This window comes from Telluria sp. RB2R28, from assembly GCF_059685835.1.
In genome coordinates, this window is the sequence record NZ_JCASIK010000001.1 from 706409 (window position 1) to 726094 (window position 19686).

17 protein-coding genes and 1 tRNA gene are annotated in these 19686 nt (G+C 64.7%); 9 read left to right on the plus strand and 9 right to left on the minus strand.

Annotated elements, in window-relative coordinates; translation table 11 throughout:
* Positions 1-832 precede the first annotated feature (832 nt).
* Positions 833-1576 carry a 23S rRNA (guanosine(2251)-2'-O)-methyltransferase RlmB gene (gene rlmB / locus AC56LV_RS03195; RefSeq protein WP_499555965.1) on the plus strand — a complete coding sequence of 248 codons (744 nt, stop codon included), beginning with the start codon at positions 833-835 and terminating at the stop codon, positions 1574-1576.
* A gap of 185 nt (positions 1577-1761) precedes the next feature.
* Positions 1762-2427: a YceH family protein gene (locus AC56LV_RS03200; RefSeq protein ID WP_258837690.1), complete on the plus strand. Its 666-nt coding sequence runs from the start codon at positions 1762-1764 to the stop codon at positions 2425-2427.
* On the opposite strand, the gene AC56LV_RS03205 is transcribed toward AC56LV_RS03200, so the two are convergent.
* The 7 genes from AC56LV_RS03205 to AC56LV_RS03235 form a co-directional block, all read right to left on the minus strand.
* Positions 2387-3187: a hypothetical protein gene (locus AC56LV_RS03205; protein ID WP_499555968.1), complete on the minus strand. Its 801-nt coding sequence runs from the start codon at positions 3185-3187 to the stop codon at positions 2387-2389. The genes AC56LV_RS03200 and AC56LV_RS03205 overlap by 41 nt on opposite strands.
* A gap of 5 nt (positions 3188-3192) precedes the next feature.
* Positions 3193-4176, minus strand: a complete 984-nt coding sequence (locus AC56LV_RS03210) for a hypothetical protein (RefSeq protein ID WP_499555971.1) — start codon at positions 4174-4176, stop codon at positions 3193-3195.
* A complete protein-coding gene (locus AC56LV_RS03215) occupies positions 4173-5045 on the minus strand; it encodes an ABC transporter ATP-binding protein (protein WP_499555973.1) in 873 nt (290 codons plus the stop codon). The genes AC56LV_RS03210 and AC56LV_RS03215 overlap by 4 nt, the downstream gene beginning before the upstream one ends.
* Positions 5042-5410 carry a GntR family transcriptional regulator gene (locus AC56LV_RS03220; RefSeq protein WP_332530081.1) on the minus strand — a complete coding sequence of 123 codons (369 nt, stop codon included), beginning with the start codon at positions 5408-5410 and terminating at the stop codon, positions 5042-5044. Before AC56LV_RS03220 ends, AC56LV_RS03215 begins: the two co-directional genes overlap by 4 nt.
* A gap of 241 nt (positions 5411-5651) precedes the next feature.
* The gene (locus tag AC56LV_RS03225; protein ID WP_499555975.1) at positions 5652-6431 is read right to left on the minus strand and encodes a UDP-2,3-diacylglucosamine diphosphatase; all 780 of its coding nucleotides are present in this window, start codon (positions 6429-6431) and stop codon (positions 5652-5654) included.
* A 43-nt stretch (positions 6432-6474) separates the two neighbouring features.
* Positions 6475-6966, minus strand: coding sequence for a peptidylprolyl isomerase (locus tag AC56LV_RS03230; protein ID WP_183551345.1), 492 nt, complete (start codon positions 6964-6966; stop codon positions 6475-6477).
* Positions 6967-7025: 59 nt separating this feature from the next.
* The gene (locus AC56LV_RS03235) at positions 7026-7643 is read right to left on the minus strand and encodes a peptidylprolyl isomerase (protein ID WP_499555977.1); all 618 of its coding nucleotides are present in this window, start codon (positions 7641-7643) and stop codon (positions 7026-7028) included.
* A 286-nt stretch (positions 7644-7929) separates the two neighbouring features.
* Here AC56LV_RS03235 and cysS point away from each other — a divergent pair, with 286 nt between their 5' ends.
* The 7 genes from cysS to AC56LV_RS03270 all read left to right on the plus strand — a co-directional run bounded on the left by cysS (position 7930) and on the right by AC56LV_RS03270 (position 15815).
* The gene (cysS, locus tag AC56LV_RS03240; RefSeq protein WP_499555979.1) at positions 7930-9330 is read left to right on the plus strand and encodes a cysteine--tRNA ligase; all 1401 of its coding nucleotides are present in this window, start codon (positions 7930-7932) and stop codon (positions 9328-9330) included.
* Positions 9330-10019, plus strand: coding sequence for a DNA-3-methyladenine glycosylase family protein (locus tag AC56LV_RS03245; RefSeq protein ID WP_258837698.1), 690 nt, complete (start codon positions 9330-9332; stop codon positions 10017-10019). The genes cysS and AC56LV_RS03245 overlap by 1 nt, the downstream gene beginning before the upstream one ends.
* 100 nt (positions 10020-10119) lie before the next feature.
* Positions 10120-11097, plus strand: coding sequence for an acetyl-CoA carboxylase carboxyltransferase subunit alpha (locus AC56LV_RS03250; RefSeq protein ID WP_183551355.1), 978 nt, complete (start codon positions 10120-10122; stop codon positions 11095-11097).
* 26 nt (positions 11098-11123) lie between these two features.
* Positions 11124-12548, plus strand: coding sequence for a tRNA lysidine(34) synthetase TilS (tilS, locus tag AC56LV_RS03255; RefSeq protein ID WP_499555981.1), 1425 nt, complete (start codon positions 11124-11126; stop codon positions 12546-12548).
* Positions 12549-12696: 148 nt separating this feature from the next.
* Entirely contained in the window at positions 12697-13944 is a 1248-nt protein-coding gene (locus tag AC56LV_RS03260; RefSeq protein WP_499555983.1) for an aspartate kinase, read from the plus strand.
* A gap of 97 nt (positions 13945-14041) precedes the next feature.
* Positions 14042-14134, plus strand: a tRNA-Ser gene (locus AC56LV_RS03265).
* Positions 14135-14582: 448 nt separating this feature from the next.
* Positions 14583-15815: an MFS transporter gene (locus AC56LV_RS03270; RefSeq protein WP_499555985.1), complete on the plus strand. Its 1233-nt coding sequence runs from the start codon at positions 14583-14585 to the stop codon at positions 15813-15815.
* 10 nt (positions 15816-15825) lie between these two features.
* On the opposite strand, the gene AC56LV_RS03275 is transcribed toward AC56LV_RS03270, so the two are convergent.
* Both AC56LV_RS03275 and AC56LV_RS03280 read right to left on the minus strand, forming a co-directional pair.
* Complete coding sequence (locus AC56LV_RS03275) at positions 15826-16326, minus strand: hypothetical protein (RefSeq protein WP_499555987.1); 501 nt, start codon at positions 16324-16326, stop codon at positions 15826-15828.
* Positions 16323-19679 carry an nSTAND1 domain-containing NTPase gene (locus tag AC56LV_RS03280; protein WP_499555989.1) on the minus strand — a complete coding sequence of 1119 codons (3357 nt, stop codon included), beginning with the start codon at positions 19677-19679 and terminating at the stop codon, positions 16323-16325. The genes AC56LV_RS03275 and AC56LV_RS03280 overlap by 4 nt, the downstream gene beginning before the upstream one ends.
* Positions 19680-19686: the final 7 nt, after the last annotated feature.

Genomic DNA, 19686 nt, shown 5'->3' on the forward strand with positions numbered 1-19686 from the left:
CCAGTGCAGGCAGCGAAGCCGGCACCAGCGCCAGTGCAGGCGCAGAAACCAGCACCAGCGCAGACGCAGAAGCCAGCGCCGGCACCGGTTGCAGCACCAGCACCGGTTGCAGCAGCGCCAGCACCAGCACCGGTCGCGCCGCCAAAGCCTGCCGAAGCAGTCGCTGCCCCAGCGCCAGCGCGCAAGCCACGTGCAACCAAGGCCGTCGTCAACGACGTGGTCGCGGCTGCACCAGCGCCAGCGCCGGTTGCCGACGCCAAGCCAGTGAAAGCCGCAGCAAAGAAAGCGGTTGCGAAAGCGCCTGCAGTTGCGGCGCCAGTTGCAGCAGCACCAGTCGTGGCTGCGCCAGCGGTCAAGGCGCCAGCCAAAAAGGCTGCTGCCAAGACGGCTGCCGTAACAGCGCCAGTCGCCGCAGCACCAGTTGACGTGCCGGCCAAGGCAGCACCGGCCAAAGCAGCAGCGGTGAAGGCGCCAGCGAAAAAAGCAGCAGCCAAGGCACCAGCCAAGTCAGCAGCAGTCAAGGCTCCAGCCGAGACCGTTGCTGCGAAAGCGCCGGCCAAGGCAGCGGCAGTCAAGGCCCCGGCCAAGGCAGCAGCGGTCAAAACGCCAGCCAAGGCAGCCGCAACCAAGGCCCCGGCCGAGGCAGTCGCTGCCAAAGCACCAGCCAAAAAGGCGGCAGCTGCACCACGCAAGGCTGCCGCCAAGGCTGTCGCTGAGCCAGCCGCGCCGAAGGCTGTCAAGGCCCCGGCCAAAGCTGCAACGAAGACCGCAGCGAAGACTGCAGCCAAAACCAGCAAGAAGTAAGTCCCTGAAAGTATTCGAAAAGTAGCAAATGAAAAATAAAATGATTTTCGGCTTCCACGCCGTGACCTCGCGACTGCGTCACGAGTCGCAGTCGGTGGAAGAAATCTTCGTCGATGCCGAGCGCAACGATGGCCGCATGAAGGACCTGATCGCCAACGCCAAGGCGGCCGGCGTGCGCGTCATGCCCGTCGAGGCATCACGCCTCGACAAGATCACCGGCACCCGCCGTCACCAGGGCGTGATTGCGTTTGCCAGCCAGCTCGCGCTGGCGCGCAATCTCGATGAGCTGCTCGACGCCATCGAAGGTCCGCCATTGCTGCTGATCCTGGACGGCATCACCGATCCGCATAATCTGGGCGCCTGCCTGCGCGTGGCCGACGGTGTCGGCGCGCACGCGGTCATCGTACCGAAGGACCGCGCGGTCGGCCTGAACGCCACCGCCGCCAAGGTCGCCAGCGGCGCCGCCGAGACGGTCCCGTACATCACGGTGACCAACCTGGCGCGCACGATGCGCGAGCTGAAGGAGCGCGACATTCTCCTGATCGGCACCACGGACGACGCCGACAAGGGTCTGTACGAAGCCGACTTCTCGGGCCCGGCCGCACTGGTCATGGGTTCGGAAGGCGAGGGCATGCGCCGCCTGACGCGCGAGACGTGCGATGTGCTGGTCAGCATCCCGATGTTCGGCTCGGTCGAAAGCCTGAACGTGTCGGTGGCCTCGGGCGTCTGCCTGTATGAAGCGCGCCGCCAGCGCATCGGGCGCGACAGCTGATTGTTCTTCATGCCTGGATTGCTGCGCTCGCGGCATTCCTGGCAGTTTCATCCCTCCGCAGTAGCAAACTCCCTCCAGCAACACTCTTCCCGAATCGGCGACGAAACACGCCAGGCCATCCTGCGCCAACGACGGTGGTAAACTCGCCTCGAACAACTGAACCGTTTGGCATAACAAGGAAACGCATGACGAATGAAATGGTGGCGGTGCTCGATCCGGTCGAGCTGCGCGTGCTGGCCGTACTGGCCGAAAAAGAAGGTCTGACGCCCGATAATTATCCGATGTCGCTCAACGCGATCGTCAATGGCTGCAACCAGTTGTCGAGCCGCGATCCGGTCATGCAGATCAGCGAAGCGGTCGTGCTCGATACACTGCAGCGCCTGGCCGAGCGCAAGCTCGTGAACGCCATCTCGCAGGCCGGCGCACGCGTCGTCAAGTATGAACACCGCATGCGAATCAAGTGGACGCTCGAGCAGGACAAGCTGGCCGTGCTCACCATCCTGATGCTGCGTGGCCTGCAGACGGCCGGCGAGATCCGCACCCGCAGCGGGCGCCTGCACGAATTCAAGACCGTGGCCGATGTCGAAACGGCGCTGCAGTTCCTGATCGACAAATACCCGCCGCTGGTTGTGAAACTCGAGCGCGCGCCGGGCACCAAGGAATCGCGGTACGGCCAGCTGCTGGGCGGCGAGATCACCATCGTGGCCGGCAGCGAGCAGACGTCCAGCAGCGCGAGCAACCTGACGCAGGGTGGTCGCATCGCGCAGCTCGAAGAAGAAGTCGCCGCGCTGCGCGGCGAGATGGAAGACCTCAAGGGCCAGTTCGAGGCGTTTCGCCAGCAGTTCCAGTAACCGGCTCGAACGCCAGCTCGATCAGCGCGTCGTCACTCCAGTCCGGATCGTTCATGGCGGTGCGAAAGCTCTGCCCTTCGACCGGCAGTTCTTTCATGCGATCACCTTCACGCAAGGTGGCGCGCGCGAGACGCTCCGGCGTGTCGAACTGAAAGCCCTCGCGCTCGGCATTGAAGAAGTTGCACCAGTTGGGCGTCAGCAGCACGCTGTTGACGAACAGCGTGCGCATCAGGCCAAGCTCCTCTTTGCCGATCGCGACCATCACGTGGCATTCAAGCCGCAGGTCGCCGAGGCGCCGTACATTCTCCGGCAGGCCAGGCGAGCGCACCAGCGGCGTCACGCGGTACATCCGCCGTTTCCGATTGAGGACCAGTTCGCTGTCCGCCGCCAGTGCAGCGCTGCTGCGCGGCACGATCGTCTCAACCGCGTCGTTCAGGGTCAGCGGCAGCACGAAGCCGTCCTTGCCTTCCAGGCGCAGCGCCAGTGGCGCCTCACCCGGCTTGGGCGTCTTGTCGGTCCAGGCGCGCCGCTCGACCCGGAAGCGCAGGATCTTCGCTTTTGGTGCCATGCTGTGATGGCGCTCGAAGGCGTCCAAGCCCGCGACGATCGCCGTGTACTTGCGCACTTCCGGTTTGCGGATCGCGTTGACGTGGATAGTCTCGGGACTGTCCGGTGGCGTGTCGGCACCGCTGGCGCTCGCACTCACACTTACACTCACACCCAGCAGCATGCCCAGTATCAGGATGAAGGGAAGTCGCATCGCGCTTACCCCTCGTCACGCCAGCGGCGCAGGCGAATCGCGCCGTAGATCATGGCGCAGCCGGCGGCGGCCGCAATCCAGACACCCGGCGTGAGCAGCGTGCTGTAGGAGGTACCCAACAGCAGCGGACCATCGAGCCCGGCCTGTTGCTGCTGCGCCAGCGCCTGTCCATTGACTTCACCGAACCAGATCCCGGGGAACACGCCCAGCAGCACCCGCGCCACGATCTCTTCGCCGAACCACTTGACGTTCATCGACACCCCGGCAAAACGCCCGGCCAGGAAATCGAACCAGGCCAGGATCGCCAGCGCCACCAATGGCGCGCCGACGGCCCACAGGAACACGCGCGACTTTGCCCAGCTCGACACCAGCAGCAACCAGCCGACTGTCGGCAGCGCCCACAGGATGTACAGCGGCAGGAAGCTGATCAGATACACCGGCGCCAGGTAGAAGTCGATATTGGCCAGCACCGGCGCGATCAGGTTGATGCCCTTGATGGCGCCGCCCAGCAGGCCGATCACCAGCAGGATCAACGAGGCCGCAATGCCGATCGCGATCGTCGCCAGTGGCGCAACCAGCAACGCCGTCAGGGCCTTCGACAACACGGTCTGCGCATCGGACATCGGCAGCGACTTCCAGAACAGGATGCTGCGGTCGCGCCGGTCGTCGTACAGCGCCGCCATGCAGTAGAAGAACACGACCACCGGCAGCACGAAGAACAGCGGCGCCGTGATCACCAAGTAGCTCGACGCAGCGGCCGCGGCCAGCTTGGCCAGCACCGCAGGCGGCAAGCCATTGACCGTCATGATTTGTTCCCCGCTGACCTGCACGTGGAACGACGGATTGGCGATGATGGCGTACAGGAAGCCGCCACCGAACAGCAGCACGAGCACGGCGGCCACGACCAGCGGCGCCCAGAAGAACGCGCCCTTGTGTTCCCACAGTTCGCGCCGGATCAGCCATTTCATGGTGCTCATTGGCGTAGTCATGCGTAGGTTCCTTTCATGGTGGCGACGAACAGGTCAGCCACACTCGGGTTGCGGACATCGCCGAGTGCGGCCAGCTGGGTGCGGGACAGGCCGCCGGCGCGCAGTGCGTCGAACAGCATCACGGATTTGCCGAACACGGTGCGCTCGTCGATCGGTTGCAGCGCTCTGGCCGCCGCGACCTTGTCGCTGCCCACCATGACTTCGACGTAGCGCTCGCCGATCTCTTCCATCGACGCGGCCAGCGCAATCTTGCCGTCGCGGATGAACAGCAGGTCGGTCAGGATGTGCTCGACTTCCTCGACCTGGTGCGTCGTGATGACGATCGTCTTGTGTTCGTCAAAATAGTCTTCGAGCAGGTTCTGGTAAAACGCCTTGCGGTAAATGATGTCCAGGCCCAGCGTCGGCTCGTCCAGCACCAGCAGCTTCGCGTCGATCGCCATCACGAGCGCCAGGTGCAGTTGCACGATCATGCCCTTGGACATTTCCTTGACCTTCATCGTCGGCGTCAGCCTGGTGTTGGCGATGTAGCGTTCGGCCTTGCTGCGGTCGAAGCGCGGATGCACGCCCGCCACGAAGTCGATCGCATCCGTCACGCGCAGCCAGCGCGGCAGGATGGCGACGTCGGCGATGAAGCAGACGTCCTTCATCAGCTCGTCGCGCTGGGTGCGCGGATCGAGCCCCAGTACCGACAGCTCGCCTTCGCACTGGATCAGGCCAAGGGCCGCCTTGAGCGTCGTCGTCTTGCCCGAGCCGTTGGGGCCGATCAGGCCGACGATGCGGCCGGCGGCGATCTCGATGTCGATGCTGTCGACGGCGACCCGCTTGCCGTAGTGTTTGCTCAAGCCACGCGCGGAAATGACGGCGCTCATGCCGCACCTCCGTGGTCCGCGTTGGTCAGCAGCTCCTTGACGTCCAGGCCCAGGCGGCGGATACGCTCGAGCATCGCCGGCCACTCTTCACTGATGAAACGTGCGCGCTCGCTTGCCAGCAGTTTCTCGCTGGCGCCTTCGGTGACATACATGCCAATTCCCCTTCGTTTTTCCACCAGGTTCTCGTCGACCAGTTCCTGATAGGCCTTCGACACGGTGATTGGGTTGAGTTGATAGTCGGCGGCGATCTGGCGCACCGAGGGCAGGGCGTCGCCAGCCTTGAGATCGCCGTCGAGCATCATGCCGACGACGCGCTCCTTGAGCTGGCGGTAAATCGGGGTTTTATCGTTCCAGCCGACGGTCATCGGGGGCCTCCGTGGTGGTTCGGTGCAGCGTCAGGGTGATGCGCATGCCTGCCTCCTCATGGTGGTGTGTTGAAGTGGTGTTGTAGTTGAGTATAACAGTGGCGGCGCAGAGGTCAATATGCAGACGCGCGATTATCCAGTGCGGGTAGGGTGGGCGGGTTTCCCGCCCACGCGTTCGAGCGACGCTCGCACGCCGGTACACCACGTTACGTTGAACGCGTGGGCGGCACAGCCGCCCACCCTACAGGGATGTCAGGACGGTGCCGTCGACGTCGTGGCGCACGAGGCTGCCATCCTGGTACAGCGCGATCCAGCCACCGCGGGCAGGTACCTCGTCGAGTTCCCAGTCGGGCAGCACGTAGCGCAGCTTGTCGCCGTGCGCGTGCACGGCGGGCCGGTGCGTGTGCCCGTGAATGATCACGTCGGCATCGAGCGAGGCAAACACATCGGCTACCGCATCCGGCGTGACGTCCATCGTCTCGTACGATTTGCCCGTGTGGGCTTCGCGCGAACCTTCGCGCAGTCCGGCGATGATGCCCTTGCGCTGTGCGAGCGGCATGCCGAGGAATTGTGCCTGCCAGTCGGGAGCGCGCACCTGGGCGCGAAATGCCATGTATTTGGTGTCGAGCGTGCACTGCGCGTCGCCGTGCACGAGCGCGATCCGGCGCGTGCCGGCCTCGATGACATGGGGTTCCTGCAGCAGGGTCAGGTGCGCGGCGTGCGCAAAGCCTGCCCCGACCAGGAAGTCGCGATTACCCGCGATCCAATAGACTGCCACGCCGGCATCGGCGACGGCGCGGATCGCCGTGATGATGGTCTGGTGAAACGGATCGGCAACGTCATCGTCGCCGGCCCAGTATTCGAAGATATCACCGAGCAGATACAGGTGCTCGGCATGCACCGCGCGCTCGGCAAGAAAGCGTAGAAATGCGTCCAGCGTGCGCGGGTGCGAGACCTGCAGGTGCAGGTCGGAGATGAACAGCGCGAACGGGCGCGCAGGCAGCGTCGTGGGAGCGCTCAAGAGAACGCTCATGAGACCGACTGATGCTGGTGCGCGCCGAACATTACAGGACTTCGATTTTCTCGATGATGACTGGGTCGACCGGCACGTCGGAGTGCATGCCGCCGCGGCTGGTCTTGACGTTGTTCAGCGCGTCGACGACTTCCTGGCCGCCGGTGACTTTACCGAACACGGCGTAACCCCAGCCATCCTGGCCCGGGTAGTCGAGGAAGGCATTGTTCTTGGTGTTGATGAAGAACTGGGCCGATGCCGAATGCGGGTCCGACGTACGGGCCATGGCCAGCGTGTACTTGTCGTTCTTCAGGCCGTTCTTGGCTTCGTTCTCAACGGTTGCCGGGGTTGGCTTTTGCTTCATGCCTGGCTCGAAACCGCCACCCTGGATCATGAAGTCCTTGATCACGCGGTGAAAGATCGTGTTGCTGAAGTGGCCCTTGTTGACGTAGTCGATAAAGTTGGCAACGGTCTTCGGTGCTTTTTCAGCGTCCAGTTCAGCGGTGATGTTGCCCTGATTGGTGGTGATGAGAATCGTCGTCATGTGGTGTCCTTGTAATTGGTTGATGGGCGTGCGCGCCGGATGCAGGCGCGGCGGAACCGTTATTTTACTAGCTTGTCGCCCTTGAGCAGCGTCACGGACGTAATCTTGATCGGCACGACCGGCACGTTCTGCATGCCGCGCACGTCGTCAACCACGACGGCCTTGATCTTGTCGACCGTTTCCTGGCCCTTGACCACTTTGCCGAACACCGTGTAACCGGAGCCGCCGACGAACGGAAAATCGATGCCCGAATTGTCGGCCACATTGATGAACCATTGCGAGGTGGCGCTGTCAGGATTGTCTTCGCGCGCCATCGAAATCGTGTACGGCTGATTCGACAGGCCGTTGTTCGATTCGTTCTTGATGGGCTTCTGTGTCTTGCGGCCTTCGAACTTTTCGTTCATGCCGCCGCCCTGGATCATGAAGCCATCGATCACGCGGTGGAAGATCGTGCCGTTGTAGGCGCCCGACTTGGCATAGGCCGCGAAGTTGGCCACCGTTTTGGGGGCTTTCTCCTGATCGAGTTCGACAACGATCTCGCCCATGCTGGTCTTGATCGAATACTGCGGCATGTCGGCCGCCAGCGCGCTGCTGGAGAACAGGAGGCCGCAGGCGAGGGCAGCGGTGGCGCCAGCGACGCGCACGAGGGCGAAGCGGCGGTTGAATGACGATGACATCTGGCTTCCTCTGATGGACCGCGCACGTGGCGCTGTCAAGGGTTGTCCCAAAAATAAAGCTGGTCCGTATGGGGCCAGCCGGGTTTTTATCAATGCTATACTTTCCTTGAAGCGCACAAGAGAAGCGCTTACAAACAACGTCCCATTCTATCAAATAAGAATAACACCGAGGCCCCAGGCGCACCCCACGCCGCACCCGTCCGGCTGGCGCGCATGCAATGCCGCGCCGGGATGGTCGTTGCGGCGCCGGCGAGCGTTTGCCATCCTCGTGCGAACCGAAAATTCAATGAGCCAACTCAAGATTTACAACACGCTGGCGCGTGACAAGCAGGTTTTCGTCCCGAAGGTCGCCGGCAAGGTCGGCATGTATGTCTGCGGCATGACTGTCTACGATTACTGCCACGTTGGCCATGCACGCATGATGATGGCGTTCGACGTCGTGTACCGCTGGTTGCTGGCGTCCGGCTACGAGGTCGAGTACGTGCGCAACATCACCGACATCGACGACAAGATCATCAAGCGCGCCGTCGAGAATGGCGAAACCATCGGTTCGCTGACGGGCCGCTTCATCGGGTATATGGATGAAGACACGGCTGCGCTTGGCATCCTGCCGCCCACCGTCGTGCCGCGCGCCACCGAATATGTCCCGCAGATGCTGTCGATCATCGGCAAGCTCGAACAGAAAGGCCTGGCCTACAAGACCGAAGACGGCGACGTCAATTACGCCGTGCGCGGCTTCGACGGCTACGGCAAGCTGTCGGGCAAATCGCTCGACGACCTGCGCGCCGGCGAGCGCGTCGACGTCAACACCGGCAAGCGCGATCCGCTCGACTTCGTGCTGTGGAAAGCCGCCAAACAATCCGAGCCGCTTGATGCCAAATGGGATTCGCAGTGGGGTCAGGGCCGGCCGGGCTGGCATATCGAATGCTCGGCCATGTCGTGCGCGACGCTGGGCGAACATTTCGACATCCATGGCGGTGGCGCCGATCTGCAGTTTCCGCACCACGAAAACGAGATCGCCCAGTCCGAAGGCGCGTTCGGCGCGCCGATGGTCAACTACTGGATCCACAACGGGTTCGTGCGCGTCGATAACGAAAAGATGTCCAAGTCACTGGGCAATTTCTTCACGATCCGCGACGTGCTCAAGAAGTATGACGCCGAAGTCGTGCGCTTCTTCATCCTGCGCGCCCATTACCGCAGCCCGCTCAATTATTCCGACGTCCATATCGACGACGCGAAGGCAGCGCTGACCCGCCTGTACACAGCGCTGAACGGGATCGAGCTTGGCAACGAGCCGGTCGCGGTCGACTGGGACGAAGCCCACGCCCGCCGCGTGCGCGACGCGATGGACGACGACTTCAACACGCCACTGGCAGTGGCCGCGCTGTTCGATCTGGCCGGCGAAGTCAACCGCACCCGGTCCGTGGATGCCGCGCGCCAGCTCAAGGCGCTGGCCGCCGTGCTCGGCTTGCTCGAACGCTCACCGCAGGCGTTCCTGCAGGCGGGTAGCCCCGATGCGGGCGAGGGTGGCCTGGACGAAGCGGCGATCCAGGATGCGATCGCACGCCGCGCAGCCGCCAAGGCCGCGCGCGACTTCGCCGGCGCCGACGCCATTCGCAAGGGGTTGACGGAGGCGGGCATCGTCCTGGAAGACAAGGCCGACGGAACGACCTGGCGCCGTACATAATGCCAGCGAACAAGGACAAGTCGGGCAGCGTGGCTGCATTGGCAGGCACGTCGCCGGCGCACGATGCGCTCGCCGTGCCCATCTACTGGGCCGAAGCCAAGCGCGAACTGATGCAGCGCGACCGCATCATGAACAAGCTCATCCCGCAGTTCGGCGACCTGCACCTGCGTGGCCAGCCCGACCCGTTCACGACGCTCGCGCGCTCGATCGTCGGCCAGCAAGTCACGCCGAAGGCGGCCGATCTGGCCTGGGGCAAGCTGCTGGCGGTCTGCCCGACCTTGGGCCCGAGCCAGATCATCAAGCTGGGCGCAGTCCAGTTGTCCGGCTGCGGCCTGTCCAAACGCAAGACCGAATACATCCTGGACCTGGCCGACCACTTCAAGGCCAAGCGCGTCCACGCCGACCTGTGGTCCGAAATGGATGACGAGGCGGTGATTGCCGAGCTGATCCGGATTCGCGGCATCAGCCGCTGGACAGCCGAGATGTTTTTGATATTTAATCTGCTGCGGCCGAACGTCCTGCCACTGGATGATCCCGGCCTGATCCAGGGCATCAGCCAAAACTATTTCTCGGGCGAACCTGTTTCGCGCAGCGATGCGCGTGAGGTGTCGGCCAACTGGGAACCCTGGCGCACGGTGGCGACCTGGTATTTGTGGCGCAGCCTGGACCCGGTCGCCCCTGCGGCCTGAGCCCCCGATCCGCCCGACACGCCACCGGCTTACGGTAGAATAGCGCCCTGATCCGCCGCGCAGCCTCAGAGCACGGCCAAGACATTACCCCGGAGTGACAATGACTAAATTAACTTTCCTCGATTTCGAGCAGCCGATCGCCGAGCTCGATTCCAAGATTGAAGAGCTGCGGTTCGTACAAGATGATTCCGCCGTCGATATCTCCGAGGAGATCGATCGCCTGGACAAGAAAAGCCAGCAGCTCACCAAAGACATCTATGCCAAGCTGACTCCGTGGCAAGTGTCGAAGATTTCGCGTCACCCGCAGCGTCCGTACACGATGGACTATGTGAACTCGATCTTCACCGATTTCCATGAACTGCACGGCGACCGCACCTTCGCCGACGACCAGTCGATCATCGGCGGCCTGGCCCGTTTCAACGGTCAGCCCTGCATGGTGATTGGCCACCAGAAGGGCCGCGACACCAAAGAGCGCGCGATGCGCAACTTCGGCATGCCCAAGCCCGAAGGCTATCGCAAGGCCATGCGCCTGATGAAGCTGGCCGAAAAATTCGGCCTGCCGATCTTCACGTTCGTCGACACCCCGGGCGCATTCCCCGGCATTGAAGCCGAAGAACGTGGCCAGTCCGAAGCCATCGGTCACAACCTGTACGTGATGGCCGAACTGAAAGTGCCGCTGATCGCCACCATCATCGGTGAAGGCGGCTCGGGCGGCGCACTGGCCATCGCCGTTGGCGACGCCGTGCTGATCCTGCAATACGCGACCTACTCGGTGATTTCGCCGGAAGGCTGCGCATCGATCCTGTGGAAGACGTCCGAGCGCGCGGCCGATGCTGCCGACGCACTGGGCCTGACCGCACACCGCCTGAAGGCCATGGGCCTGGTCGACAAGATCGTCAACGAACCACTGGGTGGCGCGCACCGCGACCCGAAACAGATGGCGCAATTGCTCAAGCGCGCACTGGCAGACACGCTGCGCCAGTTCCAGGGCATGAAGACCAAGGACCTGCTTGAAGCCCGTCACGCCAAGCTGATGGCATACGGTAAGTTCAAGGAAACGCCGCCGCGCGAAGAGTAAGCAACAAGAGTAAGCGAGTCTCAACAGTGAGCAGAACCAATCGCGGGACCGATCCAGCCGGATCGGTCCCGGCAGCATGCAATGAGGCGCTCTCGCGCCTGTTCACCACCTACACGCCCACCTCGATCGCGATCGCCTGCAGCGGCGGCCTCGACTCGATGGTCTTGCTGCACCTGGCCCGCGCCTGGTGCACGCAGCAGGGCATCCCGCTATTTGCCTTTCATGTTCACCACGGCCTGAGCCCGAATGCCGACGCCTGGCTTGCGCACTGCGAACGCAGCTGCGCTGAATTAGGCGTGCCGTTCAACCATCGCCACGTGACGATCCCGGTCGACGGTTCCGGCGTGGAAGCTGCTGCACGCCGCCCACGCTATGCGGCGCTGGGGGCCATGTGCCGTGCGCATGGCGCGACGCTACTGCTGACCGCCCACCACCTCGACGACCAGGCCGAAACCGTGCTGCTGCAATTGCTGCGCGGCTCGGGCCCGGCCGGTTTATCCGGCATGGAAGCGGCCAACCGCTCACCCGGTTTGCTGGGCGACGACATTACCGTGATGGCACGGCCGCTGCTGACGCAGCCCCGCGCCTCGCTCGAGGCCTACGCCGCGACGCACGCTTTGCGCTGGGTCGAGGATGAATCGAACCAGGATGCGCGCTATGCACGCAACGCGCTGCGCCATCAGGTGATGCCGGCGCTGGCCGCGAACTTTCCTGGCTTCCAGGCGCGCTTGGCGCGCGGCGCGGCCCACGTCGCGTCGGCCCAGCGCATGCTCGAAGAACTGGCGGCGCAGGACCTGGCCGCCTGCCTGGATGGCGATGCGGTCGACCTCGCGGTGCTCGGCGCGCTCAGTGCCGACCGCATTGACAATTGCCTGCGCCATCTGTTTGCCGTACGTGGGCTGGCGATGCCATCGACCGCGTGGCTCGCCGAAATGGTCTGGCAATTGTTCTCGGCGCGCGAGGATGCGCAACTGAAGGTCACGCATCCCGATTGCCACATCCGCCGCCACCGCGGCAAGCTGTACCTGACGCCGCACTTGCCCGAACTGGAAGGCATGCGCGACCCGGACGATCTCGGCATCTTCGTCAAGGAAGGGCAGCGCTTTCGCTGGCAGGGCGAAGCGTCGATCGCGTTTCCGGCCTACGGCGGCGTGCTGCACTTCGTGCCGGCCGCCCGCGGCTTCGACGCCGCCTGGCTGCGCGCACTGCCTTTGATGATCGATTTCCGCAAGGGCGGCGAGCGCCTCAAGACGGCGGCCAACCGGCCCACGCGCGGCCTGAAGGCGCACTTCCAGGCGCTGGGCGTGCCGGCCTGGGAGCGCGAGCGCCTGCCCACCGTCAGCCGTGGTCGCGAGCTGTTGTTCGCCGCCGGCATCGGGATGGATTGCGCGCATGTGCTGGAAGGCGGCGAGGACAGGATCGAATTGCGCTGGGAAGCCAACGCTGGCTAAAGGGACCTGCTGACTTCGTTGCAAAACGCATTAGGTTATTTTCTTTTCGTATAGCTTTTACGCCAACGAGCCTTGTGATGCCGCGCTGCACCATGCTAGAGTGAGGGTCCCTTTTTGATCCTTACCCCTAGCTGGAACCCTTCCTGATATGGCTTTAATTGTCCACAAATATGGCGGTACGTCGATGGGATCGACGGACCGTATCAAGAATGTCGCGGCCCGTGTGGCCAAGTGGCACGACGCAGGTCACCAAATCGTCGTCGTGCCGTCCGCCATGTCGGGCGAAACCAATCGCCTGATCGGTCTGGCCAAGCAGATCATGGACCAGCCCGATCCACGCGAACTGGACATGATCGCCTCGACCGGCGAGCAAGTGTCCGTGGGCCTCCTGGCCATGGCGCTGCTGGCCATCGGCAAGGACGCGGTCTCGTACACCGGCTGGCAGGCGGGCATCCGCACCGACTCGTCGTTCACGAAGGCGCGCATCCAGTCGATCAACGACACGCGCGTGTTGCGCGACCTGGCCAACGGCAAGATCGTCATCATCACGGGTTTCCAAGGCATGGACGAGGACGGCAATATCTCGACCCTCGGCCGTGGCGGTTCGGACACCTCGGCGGTTGCCATTGCGGCCGCGCTGAAGGCCGACGAATGCCTGATCTACACCGACGTCGACGGCGTCTACACGACCGACCCGCGCGTGGTCGACGAGGCGCGCCGCCTGTCGAAGATCACCTTCGAAGAAATGCTCGAGCTGGCTTCGCTGGGCTCGAAAGTGCTGCAAACCCGCTCGGTGGAATTTGCAGGCAACTACCAGGTGCCGACGCGCGTGCTGTCGTCGCTGACCGATCCCCTGATGCCCCTGGCCGAAGAAGCCAGCTCCGGCACCCTGATTTCGTTTGAGGAAGAAAGCAATATGGAACAAGCCGTCATCTCCGGCATCGCCTTCAATCGCGATGAAGCAAAGATCACCGTCCTGGGCGTGCCGGACAAGCCGGGCGTCGCATTCCACATCCTGGGCCCGATCGCCGAAGCCAATATTGAAGTCGACATGATCATCCAGAACCAGTCGGTGGACGGCAAGACCGACTTCACCTTCACGGTCTCGCGCAACGACTACGTGCAGGCGATGAAAGTGCTGGAAGACCAGAAAGACATCCTGGGCGCAGCCAAGATCGTCGGCGACGCCAAGGTCTCGAAGGTCTCGGCCGTGGGCGTTGGCATGCGCAGCCACGTCGGCGTGGCCTCGGACATGTTCCGCACGCTGTCGGAAGAGGGCATCAATATCCAGATGATCTCGACGTCGGAGATCAAGATTTCGGTGCTGATCGACGAGAAGTACATGGAACTGGCCGTGCGCGCCCTGCACAAGTCATTTAATCTCGAACAAAGTTAAGCCAGTTTGCAATTTTTTGGGTGTGTTTTCTTGACCAAATGAGCACCAACCCTTAAGATGCTTGCACTCAGCGCTGACGGAAACGTTGGTACTGATTGGAGACGTGGCCGAGTGGCCGAAGGCACATCCCTGCTAAGGATGCATACGGCTTATACCTGTATCGTGGGTTCGAATCCCACCGTCTCCGCCAAGAACGATGAAAAAAGCCACCGCAAGGTGGCTTTTTTCTTTGCGGTCGCATCAACCGAACAATACGCTTGTACAGCCGGTACAGCCGGCGTCACAGCCGGGGTCAGGTCTGACATTCAGACACGACCCCAGCCTTGGCCACTTCCAATGGCGATTTGTCCATTATCGGGATGGCCCAATTCTAGCTAGTTACGACTGCCGACTGTCGAGATCGTGTCCGAATGTCAGACCTGACCCCCGCTGTTCGTACAGGCGGGGTCAGGTCTGGCATTCAGACACGACCTCAGCCTTGGCCACTTCCAATGGTAATTTGTCCAGTATCAGGATGGCCCGATTCTAGCTAGTTACGACTGCCGACTGTCGAGATCGTGTCCGAATGTCAGACCTGACCCCCGCTGTTCGTGTGTCAATCATGCGTCGCTGCTGCGGCGTTCGCCATTGCATTACCCATGACACCAGATACCTTAACGCACCCCGACCAACTCCGTGAGCAACCCGCCGTCCCGAAGCTGCCACTGACCTCTCTGCTGGCGCTGACGATGGTCAGCTTTGTCGTCATCCTCACCGAAGTCCTGCCCGCCGGGCTGCTGCCGCAGCTTGCTGCCAGCCTGAACAGTTCGCAATCCGTGATGGGCCAGCTGATCAGCATCTACGCGCTGGGTTCGGTATTGGCCGCGATCCCGCTGGCGGCCGCCACGCAAGGCGTTGGCCGCCGCACCTTGCTGCTCACGTCGCTGGCCGGCTTCGTGATTGCCAACACGATCACTGCGCTGTCCACGAGCCTGGCGCTGATCTTTGTCGCCCGTTTCCTGGGCGGCGTGGCCGCGGGCCTGGCCTGGGCCATGCTGGTCGGCTACGCTGCGCGCATGGTCGCGCCACAGCACAAGGGCAGGGCGATCGCCATTGCGATGGCGGGCACGCCGCTGGCGCTGACAGTCGGCATCCCGCTTGGCACCTATGTCGGCAACCTGGTTGGCTGGCGCATCGCGTTCGGCGCGCTCAGTGCGCTGGCGGCGCTGCTGATGCTGTGGATCGTGCTGCGGCTGCCGGCGCTGCGCGCCATTCCCGGCCAACAACGTCAGAGTGTGGCGCAAGTGTTCGCGCTGCCCGGCGTGCACACCGTGCTGGCGGTGCTGTTGCTGTACGTCGTCACGCACAACCTGTTGTACACGTATATCGCGCCGCTCGTGACGCTGGCCGGGCTGGCGCCGCGCGTGGATTTCCTGCTTGCGCTGTTCGGCGGCGCCGCGTTACTGAGCCTGCTGCTGGTGGGGATGCTGGTCGACCGCTGGCTGCGCCAGCTGGTCATGGCCAGCACGGGTCTGTTCTTGCTGGCGTGCGTCATGCTGGCGCTGTGGCCCGGCGCGCCAGCGGTGGTGTACGTGGCGATTGCCATCTGGGGACTGGCATTCGGCGGGGCGGCGACCTTGTTCGTGACGTCGCTGTCGAATGCATCCGGCCCTGGCCAGGATGTGGCGCAGTCGATGATGACGACGGTGTGGAATCTTGCGATCTTCGCCGGCAGCGTGGTGGGCGGCATGTTGCTGGGCCACTTCGGCGCAGGATCGTTTGCCTGGGCCGCCACGGCAACGCTGTGCGCAACCCTGCTGATCATCTGGCGCAGCCGTGCGCAATTCTACTGGCGGGGCGCCGCAGCGCGCGCCCTTGGTGAGTCCGGGTAGTCCTGGCGGTCTATTTGCCCACGCCGTTCTTGATTTCGGGATCCGTGGTGGCAATCAGTTCGAACACGGGCGCGGGCGATTTGCCGGTCGACTGCTTGCTGAACACGAGAATCACGCCGCGCGTGGTGTGGGGAACCACCGGAATGACCATGAACCGGTTGGCGTCAAACAGGCAGGCGCTCGGCAGCGGATCGACCGTGACCGACAGCGTGCGCGCCACGCCGGCGTACAGGGTGACGCTGCGGTCGAGCCGGTCGCCCGTCAGGTGCGTGTGCTGAAGGATGGCTTCGATGTCAGGCTGGAACAGCATGACGCCATTCGCATCGCCCCCGCCACGCCTGGCGTCGAGGTCCTTGGGCGAGATCTTTTCCCAATATTGGTCGCTGCCAGCCTGCGCGTAATAGAACACGTTTTCCACGCTGCCGTCGTCGGGAATGACGGGCACCACGAAGAAGATGGGGGCACTGCCTGGCACGGATGCGGCAATGGAGAACGGCGCTGCTGTTGTCATGGTGCGATCCTGGTTGAAACTGCGTTAAGAAATGCCGGCGATTGCGGTCGGTAGCCGCCTTGCGTCAGCGTTTGCACATCGGCGCCGGTGACGGCGCCTTCTCCTGCACATGCCCGTGCCACCAGCCAGGCTTCGCGCACGAAGCCCGCCTGGCCCGTGTCGACGGCCGGCTGCAAGGCGCTGCGCGCCGCCTTGCACTGCGCGGCCGGATAGGACGCAGTCGCCGCGCCTGCCTCGGCCTGCAACAGCAGCATGGCGGCCCGTGCCTGCAGCTCCCGGCCCTGCCACAGATACGGGTACTGCGCCATCAGGCCGCGGATGTCCTGCGCCGCGGCGCTGGCCTCGGCGCGCGCTTCGGCCGGGTCGCGTGCCTGCAGCGCTTGCCCGGCGCGCACGAGGCGCGCCTGCACGACGCTCTGGCGCCACTCGCGCATGGCCTGGCCGGCCTGGTCGTGACCCGCCAGGCGGCGCTGCAGCGCGGCCAGCCCGGCGGTGGTGGGCATGCCGGCATCCGACTGCGCCAGCAGCAGGGCGCTGTCGGCCAGCAGGCTCTCGGCCTGCCAGAAGGCGTTGCTGGCGCCATCGACCAGCGCCTGGCGCATCCAGCGTGCGGCCGCCTGCCTGGCCGCGATGGCATCCAGGGGCCGGCCCAGCGCCTGCAAGGCTTCGGCGCGCCGGCTCTCGATGACGCCCAGATCGCGCAGCCGCACCGCTTCGCCCGGGCGTGCCTGTTGCAGTTGCCCCTGCACGCCGCGTGCGGTGTCGTACAACGCCAGCGCGCGCCGGCTGTCACCTTTCAGATGCGCGAGCTGGCCCAGCCAGGCGCGCGCGCTGGCAACCGCATCCTGCGCGTCGATATCTTCCGGATGGTCGGCCAGCACCGCCAGCTTGAGCGCGAGCGATGCCTCGAAGCCGCGCTGCGCGTCATCCCAGCGGCCGCGCCGCATCGCAATCGAACTCAGGCTGCCAAGCGCAAATCCGAGCTCGGCCCGTGCCTGGGGATGCGCTGGCGCGGCGGCCAGCCAGGCCTGGCTGGCCGCGCGATAGCGCGCCATCTGCACCGTGGCGTCATCCAGGCGGCCGGCGTCATAGGCGATCTGGCCCAGCCAGAACGCGCTGGCGCCCAGCGTCTTGTAGTACTCGCCAGGATCGATGCCCGGCGCCGGTCCCATGGCCGCAAGCAGGGCGTAGGCGCGCGCCAGCGCCGTGCCGGCCATCGCGAGCTGGTGCGTCCCGCGGCTGCTGTTGACTTCACCGATCACCACCAGCGCTTTGGCGCGCTGCAAGGTGTCGGCCGGCAGCTCGTCCCGGACATCCTGCGGGTTGAGTACCTGCAAGCCTTGTTCTCCGATGCTGCCCAGCAGATCGAGCTTGCCGATTGGCCGCAGCTGGTCGGCAAGCTCGCCCAGCATGAAGGTGGCCAGGCGCCGGCTCTGGTGCTCGCGTGCGGTTACGGTCTCGGCCAGCCGCGCGTTGTGCACGGCGGCCAGGCCAGCGCTCAACGCCAGCGCCAGTGCGCCGGCCAGCGCGGCCACGCGCCAGCGCGCCAGCGCCGTGAGACGCGCCTGGGAGCGCGTCACGAAGTCATGCTCGTCGCGTCCGAACAGTTGCGGCGCAGCGCGCACCGCATCCCGTGATTGCCACAGCAACGGCACCCGCGGCAACAGGCATGCCCTGGCGCGGCCACTGTCCAGCCAGCGGCGCACCCACGGACCCAGCTCGGCGCGGGCGGTCAGCGTTGCCCGGTGCTGGGCAATCCAGGCAGTGACCCGTGGCCACCGGCGCAGCAAGGCTTCGTGCGCGACGCGAAAGCCGATTTCTCCGCCGCCGAGGCGGTCGGCCACCAGCAGGCGCGCCTCGATCAGCGCATCGACCAGTGCCCGCTCATGCACGTCGGCCAGGCTGGCGCCGGTGACCGAGCGGCTGCTGGGCGAGGCGTCGTCGGCCGACAGGGTCACCAGGCGCGGCAGCAGGCGCGTCAGCGCCGCCTGCTGGGCGACTGGCAAGGCCGCCAGGATCGCCTCGGCCCGGCTGCCGATGGCGCCTTCCAGTCCGCCCAGCGCATCGTAGGCGGCCCAGGTCAGCTCGTCGCCCGGCGCGCGCGCCAGGTACAGGGCCTGCAGCGTGTATTGCAGCAGCGGCAAGGCGTCGCCGGCCTGCATGGCATCGGCGCACAGGCGGTCGTCAAGCCGGTTCAGGCTGCTTGCATCGCTGCCATAGGTCAGGTTGGCCGCGCGGGCGGGCAGGCGGATCATCTGCATGATGGCCTGGGCATCGGGCGGGGCCAGGTCCATGTGCGCACCAAATTCCTTGTCGTGCATGAACAGGCGGTGGGACGACAGGCTGGGATAGACATCGTTGCGGCACACGGCCAGCACCAGCACCAGGCTGCTGCGTACCAGCCGCCCGATACAGTCCAGAAACTCCTGCAGGCCCGCGGTCATGGCCGGGACGAACAGGCCCTCGAGGCGGTCCAGTACCAGCAGCGGCAGGTCCTGGTTGCCGGCGCGCCGCGCCTGCAAACCGATCCGCAGCAGCCGCAGCACGTCGTCCGGTTCGGCGCGCAGCAGCGCCGCCAGCGAGGTGATGCTGTGGCCCGAGAACAGCGCGACATCGTCGATCTCCCAATCGAGCAGGGCGCCGGCCAGCGCCTGCCACGGGCCGGTCTCGTCGAGTGCACCCAGGTCCAGCACCGTCGCGGTGCAAGCCCGCACGCGCGCATCGCCCGGCGCGGGCGCGGCCAGCATGGCGGGAATGAGGCCGGCCCGTACCAGCGAAGTCTTGCCGGAGCCGCTCGGACCCAGCAGCACTACCAGCGCATGGCCCCGCGCCTGCTGCTCACCAAGACGCCGATGCAATTGCTTGACGGCGTCATCACGGCCGAAATACACGGCCGCATGTTCGGTGCCGAAGGGTTCGAGTCCCCGAAACGGCGACGCGCCGCGCCAGGCGCCGCTCAGGCTGCGCGGGCCGCCATCGGACAATACGCGGATCGGGGCGATCATCCGGTAGCCCTGCTTGCGGATTGTCTCGATATAGCGGGGACTGGCGGCTGCGTCCTGCAGCGCCCGGCGCAGGCCGGCTATCACCTTGTGCACCTGGTTGTCGCCCTGCACCTGGGCGGGCCAGCAGGCATCGAGCAGGGTATCGGCAGTCACGACCTCGCCGCTACGACGGCACAGTTCAGCCAGCACGGCCATCGGCCGCGGCTCCAGCGCGATCACGTCGTCGCCGCGCGCGATCCGGTGCGCGGCCACGTCGATCGTCCAGTCGCCAAGCAGGAAGCGGCCATTGTCGACCAGCGGGTCGCCCTCGCGCAGCGCACGTAATTCCGGTGGTGATGCGTAGTTCAAGATCACT